The 17,132-nt window shown below is 68.7% G+C and carries 15 protein-coding genes; 6 read left to right on the forward strand and 9 right to left on the reverse strand.

The window, feature by feature from the left end:
- Positions 1 to 34: 34 nt before the first annotated feature.
- Positions 35 to 2,449, reverse strand: a complete 2,415-nt coding sequence (gene ppsA / locus FVP33_RS16115; protein ID WP_147784813.1) for a phosphoenolpyruvate synthase — start codon at positions 2,447 to 2,449, stop codon at positions 35 to 37.
- A gap of 159 nt (positions 2,450 to 2,608) precedes the next feature.
- Here ppsA and FVP33_RS16120 point away from each other — a divergent pair, with 159 nt between their 5' ends.
- Positions 2,609 to 2,986 (forward strand): hypothetical protein, encoded by a 378-nt coding sequence (locus tag FVP33_RS16120; RefSeq protein ID WP_147784719.1) that lies wholly within the window; start codon positions 2,609 to 2,611, stop codon positions 2,984 to 2,986.
- Here the strand turns inward: FVP33_RS16120 and FVP33_RS16125 are convergent.
- A complete protein-coding gene (locus FVP33_RS16125; protein WP_246142382.1) occupies positions 2,967 to 4,007 on the reverse strand; it encodes an LLM class flavin-dependent oxidoreductase in 1,041 nt (346 codons plus the stop codon). The genes FVP33_RS16120 and FVP33_RS16125 overlap by 20 nt on opposite strands.
- Before the next feature lie 167 nt (positions 4,008 to 4,174).
- Here FVP33_RS16125 and FVP33_RS16130 point away from each other — a divergent pair, with 167 nt between their 5' ends.
- Positions 4,175 to 4,471 (forward strand): hypothetical protein, encoded by a 297-nt coding sequence (locus FVP33_RS16130; RefSeq protein ID WP_147784720.1) that lies wholly within the window; start codon positions 4,175 to 4,177, stop codon positions 4,469 to 4,471.
- Positions 4,472 to 4,801: 330 nt separating this feature from the next.
- Here FVP33_RS16130 and FVP33_RS16135 read toward each other — a convergent pair whose 3' ends face one another.
- The gene (locus tag FVP33_RS16135) at positions 4,802 to 6,610 is read right to left on the reverse strand and encodes an acyl-CoA dehydrogenase (RefSeq protein ID WP_147784721.1); all 1,809 of its coding nucleotides are present in this window, start codon (positions 6,608 to 6,610) and stop codon (positions 4,802 to 4,804) included.
- Positions 6,611 to 6,802: 192 nt separating this feature from the next.
- On the opposite strand from FVP33_RS16135, the gene FVP33_RS16140 reads away from it, so the two are divergent.
- The 3 genes from FVP33_RS16140 to FVP33_RS16150 are packed head-to-tail and all read left to right on the forward strand — an operon-like array spanning position 6,803 to position 9,491.
- Positions 6,803 to 7,573 carry an electron transfer flavoprotein subunit beta/FixA family protein gene (locus FVP33_RS16140; protein WP_147784722.1) on the forward strand — a complete coding sequence of 257 codons (771 nt, stop codon included), beginning with the start codon at positions 6,803 to 6,805 and terminating at the stop codon, positions 7,571 to 7,573.
- 14 nt (positions 7,574 to 7,587) lie between these two features.
- Complete coding sequence (locus FVP33_RS16145) at positions 7,588 to 8,565, forward strand: electron transfer flavoprotein subunit alpha/FixB family protein (RefSeq protein ID WP_147784723.1); 978 nt, start codon at positions 7,588 to 7,590, stop codon at positions 8,563 to 8,565.
- Complete coding sequence (locus FVP33_RS16150; protein ID WP_147784724.1) at positions 8,562 to 9,491, forward strand: cytochrome b/b6 domain-containing protein; 930 nt, start codon at positions 8,562 to 8,564, stop codon at positions 9,489 to 9,491. The genes FVP33_RS16145 and FVP33_RS16150 overlap by 4 nt, the downstream gene beginning before the upstream one ends.
- A gap of 9 nt (positions 9,492 to 9,500) precedes the next feature.
- Here FVP33_RS16150 and FVP33_RS16155 read toward each other — a convergent pair whose 3' ends face one another.
- The 5 genes from FVP33_RS16155 to FVP33_RS16175 all read right to left on the reverse strand — a co-directional run bounded on the left by FVP33_RS16155 (position 9,501) and on the right by FVP33_RS16175 (position 14,150).
- On the reverse strand, positions 9,501 to 10,277 hold the full coding sequence (locus FVP33_RS16155; RefSeq protein WP_147784725.1) for an enoyl-CoA hydratase: 777 nt from the start codon (positions 10,275 to 10,277) through the stop codon (positions 9,501 to 9,503).
- The gene (gene mmsB / locus FVP33_RS16160; RefSeq protein ID WP_147784726.1) at positions 10,274 to 11,191 is read right to left on the reverse strand and encodes a 3-hydroxyisobutyrate dehydrogenase; all 918 of its coding nucleotides are present in this window, start codon (positions 11,189 to 11,191) and stop codon (positions 10,274 to 10,276) included. The genes FVP33_RS16155 and mmsB overlap by 4 nt, the downstream gene beginning before the upstream one ends.
- Complete coding sequence (locus tag FVP33_RS16165; protein WP_147784727.1) at positions 11,188 to 12,306, reverse strand: enoyl-CoA hydratase/isomerase family protein; 1,119 nt, start codon at positions 12,304 to 12,306, stop codon at positions 11,188 to 11,190. The genes mmsB and FVP33_RS16165 overlap by 4 nt, the downstream gene beginning before the upstream one ends.
- Entirely contained in the window at positions 12,303 to 13,445 is a 1,143-nt protein-coding gene (locus FVP33_RS16170) for an acyl-CoA dehydrogenase family protein (RefSeq protein WP_147784728.1), read from the reverse strand. The genes FVP33_RS16165 and FVP33_RS16170 overlap by 4 nt, the downstream gene beginning before the upstream one ends.
- Positions 13,446 to 13,547: 102 nt before the next feature.
- On the reverse strand, positions 13,548 to 14,150 hold the full coding sequence (locus FVP33_RS16175; RefSeq protein WP_147784729.1) for an aminoglycoside phosphotransferase family protein: 603 nt from the start codon (positions 14,148 to 14,150) through the stop codon (positions 13,548 to 13,550).
- 185 nt (positions 14,151 to 14,335) lie between these two features.
- Here FVP33_RS16175 and FVP33_RS16180 point away from each other — a divergent pair, with 185 nt between their 5' ends.
- Positions 14,336 to 15,268: a Ppx/GppA family phosphatase gene (locus tag FVP33_RS16180; RefSeq protein WP_147784730.1), complete on the forward strand. Its 933-nt coding sequence runs from the start codon at positions 14,336 to 14,338 to the stop codon at positions 15,266 to 15,268.
- A 482-nt stretch (positions 15,269 to 15,750) separates the two neighbouring features.
- Here FVP33_RS16180 and FVP33_RS16185 read toward each other — a convergent pair whose 3' ends face one another.
- Complete coding sequence (locus FVP33_RS16185) at positions 15,751 to 17,106, reverse strand: NtaA/DmoA family FMN-dependent monooxygenase (protein WP_147784731.1); 1,356 nt, start codon at positions 17,104 to 17,106, stop codon at positions 15,751 to 15,753.
- Between the last annotated feature and the right edge of the window lie 26 nt (positions 17,107 to 17,132).

Here is a 17,132-nt window from a genome sequence, read left to right on the forward strand (position 1 = left end):
CGGCTCTCAGGACGGCACGCTCACCGCGACGCGATCACACCCGCGCCGGCACGACGGGCCGCACGGCCTCGACTCGCTTCTCGGCCTCGGCGATGCGACCGACGGTCTTGAGGAAACTGTCCGGATTGAGCGAGATGGAGTCGATTCCCTCGCTCACCAGGAAGGCGGCGAAGTCCGGGTAGTTGCTGGGTGCCTGCCCGCAGATGCCGATCTTGATCCCGGCCGCGTGCGCCTTGTGGATCGCCTCGCTGATCATCCGCTCGACGGCCTCGTCGCGCTCGTCGAAGAGCGCGGCGAGTTCCTCGGAGTCGCGGTCGACGCCGAGCACGAGCTGGGTGAGGTCGTTGGACCCGATCGAGAAGCCGTCGAACATGGCGGCGAACACCTCGCCGAGGATCACGTTGGAGGGGATCTCGCACATCATGTAGACCTGCAACCCGTTCTCTCCACGCACCAGGCCGTTCTCGGCCATCACGGCGAGCACCCGATCCGCCTCGGCCGGGGTTCGGCAGAAGGGCACCATCACGATCACATTGGTGAATCCGATGTGCTCACGCACCCTCTTGAGGGCCTGGCACTCGAGGGCGAAACCCTCGCGGTAGCGTTCGTCGTAGTAGCGCGAAGCACCTCGGAATCCGAGCATGGGGTTCTCCTCCAGGTGCTCGAACGCCGAACCACCGACGAGGTGCGCATACTCGTTGGTCTTGAAGTCGCTGAGCCGAACGATCACCGGGTTCGGGTAGTACGGCGCGGTCAGCTTGGCGATGCCGAGGGCGAGGGACTGAACGAAGTATTCCTTCGGGTCGCGGTAGCCGCGGGTGAGTTCGGCGATCCGGCGCCGGTCGTTCTCGTCGGTCACCCGCTCGGGGTGAACGAGCGCCATCGGGTGCACGGCGATCAGGTTGTTGATGATGAATTCCATCCGGGCGAGGCCGACGCCGTCGGCGGGCAGACGCCACCACTGGAACGCCGCCGCCGGACTCGCGATGTTCACCATCACGGCAGTGCGGGTCTTCGGCAGGGATCCCAGATCCACCTCCTCGGCCTCGAAGGCGAGCGTTCCGTCGTAGACATGGCCCTGGTCGCCCTCCGCGCAGGAGAGGGTGATGGTCTGCCCGTTCCTGATCGCGTCGGTGGCATTCCCGGTGCCGACGACGGCCGGAACGCCGAGTTCCCGGCTGATGATCGCGGCATGGCTCGTTGGGCCCCCGTGGTCGGTGACGATTCCCGCGGCCCGCATCATGATCGGCACCCAGTCTGGATCGGTCATCTCGGTGACGAGGATCGCGCCATCCTGGAAGCTCTCGATGTCGGCGGGGTTGCGGATCACGCAGGCCGGTGCCGAGGCGATCGAATCGCCGATCGCGGCGCCGGAGACGAGCACTGTACCCGTCTCGGTGAGACGGTGGATGGTGAACCGCGTTCCGCTCTTGCGGGACTGCACGGTCTCCGGGCGGGCCTGCACCATGAAGAGCTCGCCGGTGACGCCGTCCTTGGCCCACTCCATGTCCATGGGGTGCCCGTAGTGTGCCTCGACGAGGGCCGCCCAGCGGCCGAGCTGCACGATCTCCTCGTCCTTCAGCACGAACGACTCCCGCTCGCGCACCTTCGTGTCCACCATGCGGGTGCGCGCGCTGCCTCCCTCGGCGTAGATCATCTTGCGTTCCTTGGGGCCCATGGTCTTCTCGATGATCGGAGAGCAGGTCGGGTCGTCGAGGAGCGGTTTGAAGACGAGGTACTTGTCGGGGTTGACCGTCCCCTGCACCACGGTCTCGCCGAGTCCCCAGGTGGCGCTGATCACGGCGGCCCCCGGAAATCCCGTCTCGGTGTCGATCGAGAACATCACCCCGGAACCGCCGACATCCGAACGCACCATGCGCTGGACGCCGATCGAGAGAGCGACATCCAGGTGGTCGAACTCCTTGACCTCTCGGTAGCTGATCGCCCGGTCGGTGAAGAGCGAGGCGTAGCAGCGCCGGCACGCGTCGAGCAACTCTCGTTCGCCGGACACGTTGAGGAAGGTCTCCTGTTGGCCGGCGAAGCTCGCATCCGGCAGGTCTTCGGCGGTGGCGCTGCTTCGTACCGCTACCGACAGCGGCCCGCCGCCGGCGCCCTTCGAGAGCGCGGCATAGAACGTTCGGATGGTCTCCGCGATCTGGTCGGGAAACTCGCCGGCCAGGAAGAGTTCGCGAATCGCCTCGCCCGTCACGCGCAGGGTCGCGTCCCCGGAATGGTAGCGGTCGAGAGCCGCGCGGATGGCCGGCTCGAGACCGTTGGACCGCACAAAGGCCCGGTACGCGGCGGAGGTCGTGGCGAACCCGTCAGGCACCCGCACTCCCTCGCTCCCCAGGGTGCGCACCATCTCCCCCAGGGAGGCGTTCTTGCCTCCGACCTGGGGGATGTCCGCCATCCCGATCTCGTCGAAACGCACCACGTAACGCTCGTCCATCTCTTCTCCCACCTCGTTGGGCACCTCGTTGGCCGCCACGCTACTCCGGGCCCGCCGCCCGGCTTGGGGCTTTCGGCTCTATTCGGCGAGTGCCGTGTGTCCTTCGATGGAGGGGTCGGCTCGACCGATTCCGGCCGGCGATCGAGAGTGAGGATTACCGTGACCACGAGCGAGAAATCGAGTCAGCTGCTCATCACCGAGGCTCTTCTGGCGGCCGCCAGCGACGTCGCGGATTCCGTGGCGCAGATTCCGCGGCCCTCTGACTCCTACGCCATCCTGGGCGACCTCGCCCGGGTGCAGGAGTCGCTCACCCTGGCCTACGAGCGGCTCGCGGCTTGGCACGGCCAGGTCGTCGAGGGGGTTCACCACGCCGGCGACGGCGGCGACGACCCGGACAACCCGGCATGGGTCGACGCCGAACGCTCACTCCGGCGGGCCGCCGACAGCAGCACGGCCGCCGTCGACGCCCTCCGACACGCGCACAGCGCCAACGGCGTCGCCCGGTGGTTCGACGAGATCAGGGCCGACGAGCCCTGACCTGGAGCAGCCGCGCCAGCGACCCCAACTCGACGATCGGGTCGCCGCCCGCTGGGATGAGCACGACGCTCGTGGCCCCCGCCTCGTGCAGTTCGTCGATGCGGCGGCGGGCGGATTCGGGGGTTCCGACGATCGCAAGCTGGTCGATCCACTCGTCCGGCATCGCCGCCGCGAACTCCGCGCGCGAGCCGCTCGCCGCCCTCAGGGCGAAGAATTCGTCGGCGAACGGCAACGGCACGATGTGCGGGAGCCAGTCCGGTTCGCCGATCCACTCGAGGGCGGGTCGGGCCAGGAGCCGCGCGGAGCCGGCATCGTCGCGCACCGCCGCCACGTTGTAGGCCACCACCTGGTGCCCCGCCGGCACGTTCTCCAGCTCGACGAAGCCCCGGCCATCCGGTGCCTCCCTGCCGACGCCGATTGCCGCCAGCGCTGCGGCCAGGTATTCGGGCGTCACCGGCTCGGCGAGGATCGTGCCGTCGGCGTGCCGTCCGGACACGGCGAGGGACTTCACCCCGCGCACCCCGGCGAGCACGGGCGGAACCCGTTCGAGTCTCGCGTTCAACTCCACGTCATCCGCGTCAACGTAGTGTCCGGCCACCATCACGCTCTCGCCGCGCAGCAGCGCCCTGGTCACGTCGAGGTGCTCGGCGAGCAGGTTGAGGATGCTCGCGGGCCACGCGCCGACCTGCCTCATCCACACCGGCATGCCGTGCCCGATGCCGACCGAGACCCGCCCGGGGAAGAGCTCGGCGAGGGTCGCCGACTCGATCGCTGTGAACGACGCGTTGCGCACGGCAGCCGGCAGGATGCCGATCCCCACGTGGATGCGCGTCGTGGCGGCGAGCGCCACGGCCGCCTGGCTGAACCCGCCGCGGTAGAAGCAGTCCTCGACCACCCAGAGATCGTCGAACCCCGCATCGTCGGCGGCGCGGGCGAATTGAACGAAGTCCCGGGGCGCGATGTCGCGCGGCAACATGACTCCGATGCGCCGCTGGGTGGTGGGTTCGAGTTGTTCGGTCACGGCCCGATGCTATGCCGCCCGGCGAGTTAACACGATGTTTACTCGGAGCGTCTGTTCCCGGCAACCCCGTCGTGCCTAATCTGTGAGCATCTCTAGCATTGCGGCCTCGAGGAGAACGACATGACGATACCGGTCCGGAGCACTCCCGCCTACGAGGTCGTGGCGTCGTGGATGTCCTCGCCCGCCTGAGGGGACGGCCCCCGGTCCCGCGGCGGGCCGGCATCCCCTCGTCGGCGTCCCCCGTCGAGACTCCCCCGCGCGCCGAGGGGCTCGTGGTGATCCGCTGCGTCGGCCGTGAGTTCCTCACCCGGATCAGCATGGCGACGATCTTCCTCAAGCGTTCCGCGGAGGTGATCGCCTCGGATGGCTCGGAACTCGTGCCGCTGCTGCACGAGGGCGGCATCGAGCTCCTGGCGGTGACGAAGTCCATGCCGATCACGGTCGCGGAGGCCCCGGAGGGTTAGCGGGGGAACCAGGCACGTGCTTCGTCGCTCGCGGGGGGAGTCCCGCTGTGCTCCCGCGTGTCGCGGCGGGAGTCGTGACCCCGCGGAGGGAGTCTCGCAATGCTCCCCCACGTCGCGGAGGGAGTCGTAAACCCGCGGAGGGAGTCGTAACCCCCGCCGCGAGCACATTTCCCCGCCGCAGGGGGTCACAACTCCCGCCGCGAGTAGAGCAGCTCGGGCAGCCGCGAGGCCGCGAGTAAAGCAGCTCGGGCAGCCGCGAGGCCGCGAGTAGAGCAGCCCGAGCATCCGGCTCGATTGACGGCTGAGCTGCACACGGCGGACAGACCCCCGCTAATTCAGCGGCGCGTTCTGCCGGAGCCGTGCCGAATCGGAAAGTGCGGCGGCGTCCAGGGCGAACAGGTCGCGGGAGCCGGCAGTCGCCGCCCCGAACAAACCGCCCGACTGCGGCAGCAGCTGCTCGGCGTAGAACCGGGCGAGCACGAGTTGCGTCTCCGCGAGTTCCGCGTCGTCGATCCCGCGCGCGGCGAGTGCGGAGCGCGCGAGCAGCCAACCCCCGGTGCAGAGCCCCCACATCCGCAGGTACGGCGTGGATCCGGAGAGCACGGCGTTCGGGTCCGCGCGACCGGTGCGGAGCATCCACTGGGTCGCGGTCTCGAGCGTGTCGAACTGGCGGCCGAGCTCGAGTCGGATCGAGTCGAACTCGTCCCCGGCGTCGGCGAGCTCCGCCTCGACCTCGCGCATGGTCGACAGGAACTCGGTCACGGATGCACCGTCCCGAATCCCGAGCTTTCGCCCGACGAGGTCGGCGGCCTGGATGCCGTTGGTGCCCTCGTAGATCGGGGTGATGCGCACGTCCCGGTAGTGCTGGGACGCTCCGGTCTCCTCGATGTACCCCATACCGCCGTAGACCTGGAGTGCCAGCGAGGTGAGTTCCACGCCGAGGTCGGTGCCGAACGACTTGCAGATCGGGGTGAGCAGCCCCACGATCTCGTTCGCCCGCGCGCGGCCCGTCTCGTCCGGGTCGTGGGTGCTGCGGTCCATGTGCACCGCGTTGAAGAGCATGAGACGCCGCAGCGCCGCCAGGTAGGCCTTCTGGGTCAAAAGCATCCGGCGCACGTCCGGGTGGTCGATGATGGCCGAGTTGACGCCGGTCGCTCCGATGGCCAGGCCCTGCCGCCGCTCCTGGGCGAAGTCGAGAGCCTGCTGGTACGCCCGTTCACCGATGGCGAGGCCCTGGGTTCCCACGGAGAGCCGGGCGCTGTTCATCATGACGAACATGATCCGCATGCCCAGGTTCTCCTCGCCGATGAGGTATCCCGTCGCATCCTCGTAGGACAGCACGCAGGTGGGAGCTCCGTGGATGCCGAGCTTGTGCTCGATCGAGAGGCAGTTGACCCCGTTGTGCTCACCGAGCGACCCGTCGTCGTTCACGAGGAACTTGGGAACGATGAAGCAGGAGATCCCCTTGGTGCCGGCCGGGGCGTTGGGCGTACGGGCCAGCACGAGGTGCACGATCTGGTCGGCCATGTCGTGCTCGCCGTAGGTGATGTAGATCTTCTGGCCGGTGATGGCGTACGTACCGTCGGCGCGGGGCACGGCGCGCGTGGTGAGCGCCCCGACATCCGATCCGGCCTGCGGCTCGGTGAGGTTCATCGTGCCTGTCCACTCGCCACTGATCATCTTCGGCAGGTAACGCAGCTTCTGGGCCTGATCGCCGTGGTGCAGGAGCGCGTCGATGGCACCCTGGGTGAGCAGCGGACACAGCGCGAAGGCCATGTTCGAGGAGGCGAGCATCTCCTGGATGGCCAGTCCGACCGACCACGGGAATCCTCCGCCGTCGAACTCCTCCGGGAACGGCACGGAGCCCCATCCGGCATCGACGTACTGGCGGTAGGCGGGCTTGAACGACGCGGGGGTCGTGACCGAGCCATCCGGCTGGCGCCGCGCACCCTCCACGTCGCCGGGCTGGTTGGTCGGCGCGACGACGTTCGCCATGAAGTCGCCACACTGCTCGAGCAGCTCGACCACGGTGGCGAGGTCGGCATGCTCGAAGCCCGGTAAGCGGGCGACGTCGGGATACCCGACGACGTGTTCGAGGACGAAGGCAAGATCGGAGACTGGGGGTCGGTAATTGCTCACGTTCGTCAGGGTACCTCCGACACCGTACGGAGCCAAAGGACGTTGTACCTAGTCTCACGTGTAGCGTTGCGGCAGCCTCGAACCACACTCGGATATCGACTATGGGGCACCCATTTCGGGCCGAACGCGACTACTACTGAAAGAATGAGAGTCGCTGAGCGCGGCCCCCGGCAAAGAAGCAGGAGACTAATCGTGAAGATCGTCGTGTTGGTGAAGCAGGTGCCAGACACCTGGGGCGCGCGCAGGCTCAACCTCGACACCGGTTGGCTCGACCGCGGCGGAAGTGAGGCCGTGATCGACGAGATCGATGAGCGCGCTCTCGAGGCGGCACTCGCGTACCAGGACTCAAACGACGCGGAGGTGGTCGCCCTCACGATGGGGCCGGACTCGGCCAAGGACATGCTGCGCAAGTCCCTCGCGATGGGCGCCGATTCCGCGGTGCACATCCTCGACAGCCGGCTGGCCGGGGCCGATCTCGCCTGGACCGCCAGGGTGATCGCCGCGGCACTGACGAAACTGGGGTACGACCTCGTCATCGCGGGCAACGAGTCGACCGACGGTCGCGGCGGCGTGCTGCCGGCCCTCGTCGCCGAACACCTGGGAGTGCCGCTGGCCAGCTATCTCGACTCGGTGGCCATCACCGCCGACTCGATCGCCGGGGAGCGGTCGACCGAACTGGGGACGATGTCGGTGCGAGCGCCCCTCCCCGCCGTCATCTCCGTGACCGAGCGCACCGCCGAGGCGCGATTCCCCAACTTCAAGGGCATCCTGCGCGCGAAGAAGAAGCCAGTCACCGTGTGGTCGCTCGACGACCTGGGGGCGGATGCCGCGGCATCCCCCGTCCGTTCCGTCGTTCTCGCCACGAGTGAACGGCCCGCCCGTTCCGCCGGCACGCAGATCGTCGACGACGGCACCGCCGGCGTCGAGCTCGCCGAATTCCTCGCCGCCCGGCACCTGATCTAGGAAGGCACGCCCTCATGTCGAATGTTCTGGTCCTGATCGAGACCGCGCCCGATGGCTCCGTCGGCGCGAGCGCCGCGATGCTGCTTGGGGCAGCATCGCGCCTGGGTACCCCCGTCGCCGTGCTCGCCGCCGCGCCGGGTTCGGCCGCCGCGCTGGCCGAGAGCCTCGGCTCGCTCGGCGCCGAGCGGGTGTACCTCGCCGAGACCGACAGCGTGTCGTCGCTGCTTCTCACCCCCCAGGTTGCGGCGCTCGCGGCGGCGTTCACCGCCCTCGAGCCCTCGGCGATCCTTGTCGCCAATTCGATCGACGGGCGCGAGGCGGGCGCCCGCCTCGCCGTGCGAGTGGGCGCCGGACTCCTGGTCGACGCCGTGGATGTGCGCGCGGAGGCCGACCGCATCGTCGCCTCGCACTCCGTGTTCGGCGGTTCGTACACCGTCGAGTCGACGGTCGAGGGCGGCCCCGTCGTCATCACCGTGCGCCAGGGCGCGATGGACGGTCGCGCCGAGGCGAAGGTCGCCGTCGTCGAGTCGATTACCCTCGACATCGACGCGACCGGCTCGACCGTGATCGAGTCGATGCGACCGCTACCCGCCGCGTCAGACCGTCCCGATCTGCGCGGGGCGGCAACCGTGGTCTCCGGCGGCCGCGGCCTGCAATCCAAGGAGAAGTTCGTGCTCGTGGAGCAGTTGGCCGATGCCCTGGGCGCGGCGGTGGGAGCCTCGCGCGCCGCGGTGGACGCCGGCTACGTGCCCCAGACCTCCCAGGTGGGCCAGACCGGCGTGACCGTCTCACCCCAGCTCTATATCGCGCTCGGAATCTCGGGAGCGATCCAGCACCGGGCTGGCATGCAGACGGCGAAGACGATCGTCGCCATCAACACCGACGCCGACGCCCCTATCTTCGAGATCGCGGACTTCGGTATCGTCGGTGACGTGTTCACCGTCGTCCCCCAGCTCATCGACGCCATCGGCAAACGAAGCGGCACCAGTTGACCGCCAACGGTGGCCGGCTCTCCGCGTTTGCCCAGAGCCGGTGGTTCAAGCTGGTCTGGATAGTCCCCGCCGTGCTCGTCGCGCTCTTCCTGCTCGTGCTCGCGGCGCGAGGCATCCGTGCATTGCCCGCGGTCCAGTCGTTCATGACCGACTTCCCCGGCGCGACAACGCTTCCGGCCGGCGCACCAGTGGGCTTTCCGGCGTGGCTGGCCTGGCAGCACGGGTTGAACGGGTTCTTCATCCTGTTCATCATCCGTTCCGGCTGGCAGGTGCGCACGGTCAAGCGCCCCACCATGTTCTGGAAGCGCAACAACACGGGAGTCATCCGCACCAAGAACCCGCCGACCAAGATCAGCCTGAGCCTCTGGCTGCACCTCAGCTTCGACACGCTGTGGGTGCTCAACGGCGTGCTGTTCTACGTGCTGATCTTCTCCACGGGACAGTGGCTGCGAATCGTGCCGGTGAGCTGGAGCGTGTTCCCCAACGCGGTGTCGGCCGCTATTCAGTACGGCTCGTTCGACTGGCCGGTGGAGAGCGGCTGGGTGAACTACAACGCCCTGCAGATGCTCACCTATTTCGTGGTCGTCTTCATCGCCGCCCCGCTCGCCCTCCTCACCGGGCTTCGGATGTCGCCGGTCTGGAAGTCGAAGCGGCTGAGCGCGATCTACCCCATCGGTGTGGCGCGGGCCGTGCATTACCCGGTGATGCTCTTCTTCGTGGCGTTCATCATCGTGCACGTGATTCTCGTGTTCGCGACGGGCATCCTGCGCAACCTGAACCACATGTATGCGGTGCGCAACGACGAGAGCTGGCTCGGCTTCGGCATCTTCGCGGGCACGGTCGTGCTGATGATCGTGGCCTGGTTCGCGGCGCAGCCCGTCGTGCTGCGCTCGATCGCCTCCCTCACCGGATCGGTCACCCGCTAGGGGTGCCGGTCAACGGTGCTGGAAGGCCGGCTGCCGCTTCTCCAGGAACGCCGCCATGCCCTCCTTCTGGTCGTCGAGGGCGAAGGCGGCGTGGAAGCTCCGCCGTTCGAACCGCACGCCCTCGGCGAGGGAACTCTCAAACGCCCGGTTCACCGCCTCCTTGGCCGCGATCAGCACCGGCAACGACTTCTCGGAGATCGTCTTCGCCACGGCCAAGGTCTCCGCGAGGAGGCGATCGGCCGGGATCACCCGCGCGACCACTCCCCAGCTCTCCGCCTCCGCCGCTCCGATCGAGCGGCCGGTGAGAATGAGGTCCATCGCCTTCGCCTTGCCGATCGCCCTCGTCAGCCGCTGCGATCCGCCGATGCCGGGGATGACGCCGAGGTTGATCTCCGGCTGCCCGAAGCTCGCGGTGTCCGCGGCGAACACGATGTCGCAGAGCATCGCCAGTTCGCAGCCGCCGCCGAGCGCGTACCCGGCAACCGCCGCGATAATCGGCTTGCGCACCGCGGCGAACCGATCCCAGGCCGCAAACCAGTCGGCGAGATAGACATCCTGGTAGGACTGGGACGCCATCTCCCGGATGTCCGCTCCGGCCGCGAAGGCGCGCTCGGACCCGGTGATGACGATGACCCCGACGGCGGGATCGCGGTCGAAGGACTCCGCGGCGCGGATGACCTCGTTCATGAGCGCCTCGTTGAGCGCGTTGAGCGCCTTCGGGCGGTTCAGGGTGATGAGGGCCACCCGCCCGGTGACCTCGACGAGGATGTTCTCGTAGTCGCTCATGCCGCCGCTCCCTCGGACCGCGCGCGGATCACGGTGATGATGGCGGAAAAATCGAGCCCCGCTCCGCCCTCGTCGGCGAACTTGCGATAGATGTCCGCGGCCAGCGAGCCGACCTCGGCCTCCACCCCGGTCGAGTGCAGTGCCTCGACGGCGAGCCCGAGATCCTTGGCCATGAGCGCCCCGGCGAATCCGGGCTGGTAGTCCCGGTTCGCCGGACTCGCGGGTACTGGGCCCGGAACGGGGCAGTTGGTGGTGAGGGCCCAGCACTGTCCGGAGGCGGCCGAGGCGACGTCGAACAGGGCCTGGTGGGTGAGACCGAGCTTCTCGCCGAGCACGAACGCCTCGCTCACCGCGATCATCGAGACGCCGAGGATGAGGTTGTTGCAGATCTTCGCGGCCTGCCCCGAGCCGGGTTCGCCGCAGAGTACGACGCGGCGGCCCATCGTCTCGAGGATCCCGCGCGCGGACTCGAAGTCGGCGGGCGACGCCCCCACCATGAAGGTGAGCGTGCCCGCGATCGCTCCGATCACGCCGCCGGAGACGGGGGCGTCGATGTTGCGGTGGCCCGCCTCGGCGGCGAGGGCGTGAGCCGCGCGGGCATCGTCGACGGCGATCGTCGACGATTCGATGAAGAGGGTTCCGGCCCCGGCCGCGGCGAGAAGCCCCCCGCCGGGCCCGCCGCCCCGGTAGGCCTCGAGCACGTGCCGGCCGCTCGGCAGCATCGTGATCACCACGTCGGCGGTCGCCACGGCCTCGGCGGCCGTTGCGGCGATGGCCACCCCGTGAGTCGCGGCGGCCTCGAGGGCGGCGGGCACCAGGTCGAACCCGGTCACGTGGTGGCCGGCGGCCACGAGGTTGGCGGCCATCGGGCCGCCCATGTTCCCCAGGCCGATGAAGGCGATTGATGCACTCATGCGTTTTCCTTTCCGATGCGTCGAGGAGTCGACGCGGTGACGTGTGGTGCGGGCGATCCGAGGACAAGATCTCCCTCGGCGGGCTCGGTGAAGTACGCGGCGACCACTGACGGGTCGACGTCGGCAAGGTTCGCGGGCCGCCAGTGCGGGGTGCGGTCCTTGTCCACCACCTGGGCGCGAATCCCCTCGGCGAGGTCGTGGGACCGGAGCGCGTGCACGGAGGCGCGGAACTCCTGAACGAGCGTCGCCGCCAGGTCGGGCAGCCGGCGCGCGGCGCGCAGCGAGGCGAGGGTCACCGCGAGCGCGATCGGGGACTTCGAGGCGATGGTGGCGGCGGCCTCCCGGGCCGCCGGCACCGGCGAGGCGAGCAGCCGCCGCAGGATCTCCTCGACGTCGTCCGCCGAGTACGCCTCGTCGATCCATTCGCGGTCGGCGAGCAGGGCCGAGGCCCCTGGAGCGACGGAGGCCGCGTCGATCGCGGACCGAGCGTCGGCGTTCTCGAGGGCTTGCAGGAGTTGCGGGAGTCGATCGGCCGGCACGAGGTGGTCGGCGAGTCCGATCGCGATCGCGTCGGCGGCTCCCACCGACCCTGCCGTGAGGGCGAGATGAGTGCCGGTCTCCCCCGGGGCGTGGGACAGCAGCCAGGTGCCCCCGACATCCGGGGTGAATCCGATCGAGGTCTCCGGGAGCCCCACCGAGGAGCGCTCGGTGACCACGCGGAACCTCCCGTGCGCCGACAGCCCGATGCCGCCGCCGAGCACGATGCCGTCCATGATCGCCACGTACGGCTTGGGGTAGTCGGCGATGGTCAGGTTGAGGCGGTACTCGTCGCGCCAGAACTGCACCGATTCCGATCCACCGCCCCGCGCGTCCCGATAGATGGAGACGATGTCGCCGCCGGCGCACAGCCCGCGCGCACCGCTTCCGGTGAGCAGCACGGTCTCCACCTCATCGTCGTGCGCCCACTCGTCGAGCACCCGCTGCAGCGTTCTCACCATGTCGTGATTGAGGGCATTGATCGCGCGCGGCCGGTTGAGGATGAGGTGCCCGAGCCTGCCGCGCTTCTCGACGAGCACCGGCGGCTCGGCGGCCTGCGCCGCGCTCTCGGGGCTCACTGGGCGTCCTCCACGATCGCCCGCCCGACGATCAGCCGCATGATCTCGTTCGTGCCCTCGAGGATCTGATGCACCCTGAGGTCCCGCACCACCTTCTCGATGCCGTAGTCGGCGAGGTAGCCGTAGCCGCCGTGCAGCTGCAGCGCGGTGTTCGCGGCGGTGAAGCTCACGTCGGTGACGAAGCGCTTGGCCATGGCGCACAGGCTCACGGCATCCGCGTCTCCCCGGTCGAGCGAGCTCGCGGCGTGGCGCAGCAGGGACCGCGCCGCCTCGAGCTCCGTGGCCATGTCGGCGAGCTGGAACAGCAGGGCCTGCTGGTCGATGAGCGGCCCGCCGAACGCCGTGCGAGTGCGCAGGTGCGCGACGGTGCGCTCGAGCGCCCACTGGGCGCCGCCCAGGGAGCACGCGGCCATGTTGAGGCGACCGCCGTCGAGCCCCTTCATCGCGATGACGAACCCGCCGCCCTCCTCGCCGAGGCGATGGTTCACCGGCACCCGAACGTTCTCGAGGATCACCTGGCGGGTCGGCTGGGCATTCCAGCCCATCTTCCGCTCGTTCTGGCCGAACGACAGCCCCGGGGTGCCCGCGGGCACCACGAACGCGGTGATGCCGTGCGGGCCGGGTTCGCCGGTGCGCGCCATCACCAGGTAGACGCTCGACGCCCCGGCCCCGGAGATGAACTGCTTCACTCCGTTGAGCAGGTAGTGGTCGCCGTCGAGGATCGCGGTCGTGCGCAGCGCCGCCGCGTCGGATCCGGCATCCGGCTCGGTGAGGCAGTAGCTGCCGAGCTGCTCCATCGTGGCCAGCGGCGGGATCCAGCGCCGGCGCTGCTCGTCCGTGCCGAACCGGTCGATCATCCACACCACCATGTTGTGGATGGAGATGTAGGCGGCGATGGTCGTGTCGCCCCTCGCGAGCTCCTCGAAGATGAGGGCCGCGTCGCTGCGGGTCAGGCCGGACCCGCCGACATCCTCGTGTGCGTAGATCGCGCCGAGCCCCAGTCCACCCGCCTCGCGCAGCACGTCCACCGGAAAGAACTTGGCCTGATCCCACTCCACGGCATGCGGGGCGAGCTGCCGATTCGCAAAGTCCCGAACGGCGTCGACCAGGTCCTGTTGCTCTTCGTCGAGAATGAACATGTCAGCTGCAATCTCCGCATCCTTGCGGTCACCCGTGCGACGACTCCACGTTTTTCACCCTAGTTGGCATTCCCGTGATTTACGAGGATGCCCCAGCTGCAACTAGCCGAACTCGGCCAGAATCGCCTGCGCGGTCCACGGGGTGCCGCCACTCTCTTCGGTCCAGCTCGCCGAGAGGGCACACCACGCGGTGAGCCAGGCCCGCAGTCCCTGCCGGTCGATGCCGGAGTGCTCGCTGACGATCGCGAGCCGCCGCGGGAAGTTCGCGATGGCCGTCGCGGTGTCCGGATTGCAGAAGATGTTGGCGTAGTCGAACGCGCGATGGCCGATGAGGCCCTTCGGGTCGATGGCGCGCCAGCGTCCGTCGAAGTCGAGCACGTTGGCGTGGTGAATGTCGCCGTGCAGCACGACCGCGTGGGCGTCGCCCGCAAGCAGCTCCCGCGCGACCGCGGCGGCACGCTCGATTCCGGGCTCTCGTGCGGCCCCCGGCGCCGGTTCGATCAGGCCGCGGAACCACCGCGTGAGCGGCACCAGCGCGTCCGGCGGTTCCTTCGTCCCGGTCACCGCGTGCAGGGCGGCGATCGACTGGCAGAGGATGCCGGTGGCCTCGTCGTCGAGGCCGTCCGACCTCGTGCACCGCGACCGCCGCGCGATCCCACCAGCCCAGAACGAGTCCGGCCCGCGCCTCCTCCTCCACCCTGGCAACCTTGAGCATCACGCGCCTGCCGCGCCAGACCCCGGGAACCAGCCAGCTCGACGGGGTCGACATCGCCTCGCCGTCTGGACGCACGCCCCACCGCTTCATGTAGGCAGGCAGGCTCCCCGCACTCCAGCTCATACCCGTCACGCTATCTCCGTCCCGTGGCCCATCCAGGCGATAGATTCGGCTCATGCGACTGGGAGTTCTCGACATCGGGTCAAACACCGTGCATCTGCTCCTGGTCGACGCGCATCCCGGCGCGCGACCCATCCCGTTCACCTCGCACAAACGGCCGCTGCAACTCATCCAGTTCCTCCAGGACGACGGATCGATATCGGCCGCCGGCCAGCGGAAACTCATCGAGTTCGTGGGCGAAGCGGCAGACCTCGCGAGGGAACACCGAGCCGAAGACATGATGGCCTTCGCTACCTCGGCGATCCGCGAGGCCACCAACGGTCCGGCCGTGCTCGAGCGCGTCTTCGCTGAGACCGGCACCCAGCTCATCGAGCTCAGCGGCCCGGACGAAGCCGCGGCGACGTTCCTCGCGGTGCGCCGCTGGTATGGCTGGGGCTCCGGCACCATCCTGAACCTCGACATCGGCGGCGGGTCGTTCGAGTTGGCGATGGGCGCAGACGAGCAACCCGAACTTGCGCTGTCGCTTCCGCTCGGCGCGGGCAGACTCACCCGGGACTTCCTGCACGAAGACCCGCCGACGGCAAAGAGCATCAAGGCCCTCCGCAAGCACGTCCGGGCGATGCTCGACAATCCGATCGCCGACGTCGGGAGACTGGGCTCACCGACGATCGTCGCTGGAACCTCCAAGTCCTTCCGCTCGCTCGCCCGGATATCCGGTTCGGCGCCTCGGGCGAACGGGCCGTACGTGCGGCGGGAGCTGCGGTTGCACGATCTGTCCCTCTGGGCGACGCGACTGTCCGCGATGGCCTCGGCGGACCGCGCCGAGCTTCCCGGAGTGTCCGCCGTTCGCTCGCGGCAGCTACTCGCGGCAGCCCTGGTGGCGGAGACGGCGATGGAGGGTCTCGGTGTGGACTCGGTGCAGATCTGCCCGTGGGCGCTACGGGAAGGGCTGATCCTGCGGCGTTTCGACCACCTCAGGACCACCTAGGTGTACTGATCTCGTGGTCGTGGACCTCGACCCCGTCGCGGCGGTCCCGGACGCCCTCCGCTCCATGCCGGTCGCTGCGACGACGCGTGCCGGAGGCTGGACCTTCTCGGCCCTCTGGCGGTGCCGCTCGCGTCGGTCGGGCCGCGTTCTGCAGGACGGGCCCCGAAGGCGCGGATGCCTACCCCACAGAATCTGGTTATGCAGGACAGCTTGTGCAGGACACGGCAGGGGTGTCGCGACCCGAAGGGTTCCGGTCTGCAGGACGCTCCCCTCGGTTCTGCACCTATCGTCCTCGCCATCCGCCCGAGCCGTCCTGCACCACCCGTCCTGCACAACTGGAGTCTGCCGGGTGGGTACCCGTGGACGGCGGAGCCGTCCTGCGCAACGCGCGCCAGGGGCAAGGGAGTGCCGCACAGCGGCGGGGACAGGCGATCCCCACACCTCAACCGGAGCCCGCCCACCCATCAGCTGGTCAAGTACAACTAGGCGAACGCGCCACGGTAGCGCGCGGCCGGGTGACGCTCGTTGAGCGTGTCCGTGCCGAAGAGCTTCTTGCGCAGCGTGCCCTCCGCATACTCCGTCTGCGCCAGTCCACGCGCCCTCAGCACCGGCAGCACCTTGTCGGCGAATTCCGCGAACGAGCCCGGAAGCACCCAATTGATGACGTTGATGCCGTCCACCCCCGCATCCTGCCATTCCTGGATGCGGTCCGCGATCTGCTCCGGAGTCCCGACAATGCGCGTGCTGCGCGAGCGGGTGATGGCGAGGTCCCTCACGATCGGCTCGCGGTCGGTGATGTGCTTGGCCACCGACTCCAGGAAGCCCTTCGCCGTGTTGCTGTCGACATCCCTGATCGGGGTCTCGGGGTCGTAGACCCGGCCGGCCTTGTCGACGATGGCCGAGTGGGCCAAATACCCGTCCACGCTCACGTACTCTTCGTACTCTTCCGCCTTCGCGAGCGCCTCCTCTTCCGTGTCACCGATGACGAAGCTCAGCCCCTGGAAGAATTTGATGTCGCCGGGGTTACGGCCGAACTCGACTGCCAGCCTGCGGGTCTCCGTGATCTGGTCGCGGGCGATCGCCGGCGTCGGCGCGATGATGAAGACCGCCTCGGCATTGCGCGCCGCGAACCGACGACCGGACTCCGACGAGCCGGCCTGATAGAGCACGGGCGTGCGCTGTGGCGAGGGCGACGGGAGGTGCGGGCCCTCGACGGAATAGCGCTCACCGACGTGGAAGATCTTGTGGATCTTCGACGGGTCGGAGAAGGAACCGCCCTCCCGGTCCTTGAGCAGCGCGCCGTCGTCCCAGGACCCCTCCCAGAGTTTGAATGTCACGTCGACATATTCCTCGGCCCAGCGATAGCGCTCGGCGTGGTCGGTGAGGCGCGGCAGGCCGAAGTTGCGCGCCCCGTTGTCCTGCACCCCGGTCACGATGTTCCAGGCGACCCGGCCGTTCGAGATGTGGTCGAGGGTCGAGAGCTGGCGAGCGAAGTTGAACGGATGATTCTGCGCGACGTTCGACGTGAGCGCGAGCCCGATGTTCGTGGTGCTCACTGCCAGGGCGCCGAGCAGGACAGTCGGATCGTTGCTGGGAATCTGAAGTCCCTCGCGCACGTACACGTCGAAGTCGGCGTCCGAGTCGCCGTAGAGTCCGCTGACGTCGGCGAAGAACATGCCGTCGAACTTCGCATCCTCAAGAAGCCGGGCGAGCGCGATCCAGGTGTTCACGTCGTTGAACTCGACCTGCCCGGCGTCGGGGCGGCGCCACTGCCCGTGGTGGATGTGGCTCGCCGTGTTCATCACGAACGCGTTGAAATGGAGGGGCCGTGTGGTCATAGTAAGTGTCTCTCTTCCGGGTGCGG

Origin of the sequence: Lacisediminihabitans profunda (genome assembly GCF_008040105.1) — a bacterium.
GTDB lineage: Bacteria > Actinomycetota > Actinomycetes > Actinomycetales > Microbacteriaceae > Lacisediminihabitans > Lacisediminihabitans profunda.

What these genes read in the sequence shown, in the direction of transcription:
- ppsA (WP_147784813.1), bottom strand. Translation starts at nt 2,449, where the DNA reads ATGGACGAGCGTTACGTGGTGCGTTTCGACGAGATCGGGATGGCGGAC.
- FVP33_RS16145 (WP_147784723.1), top strand. Translation starts at nt 7,588, where the DNA reads ATGTCGAATGTTCTGGTCCTGATCGAGACCGCGCCCGATGGCTCCGTC.
- FVP33_RS16155 (WP_147784725.1), bottom strand. Translation starts at nt 10,277, where the DNA reads ATGAGCGACTACGAGAACATCCTCGTCGAGGTCACCGGGCGGGTGGCC.
- mmsB (WP_147784726.1), bottom strand. Translation starts at nt 11,191, where the DNA reads ATGAGTGCATCAATCGCCTTCATCGGCCTGGGGAACATGGGCGGCCCG.
- FVP33_RS16170 (WP_147784728.1), bottom strand. Translation starts at nt 13,445, where the DNA reads ATGTTCATTCTCGACGAAGAGCAACAGGACCTGGTCGACGCCGTTCGG.
- FVP33_RS16180 (WP_147784730.1), top strand. Translation starts at nt 14,336, where the DNA reads ATGCGACTGGGAGTTCTCGACATCGGGTCAAACACCGTGCATCTGCTC.
- FVP33_RS16185 (WP_147784731.1), bottom strand. Translation starts at nt 17,106, where the DNA reads ATGACCACACGGCCCCTCCATTTCAACGCGTTCGTGATGAACACGGCG.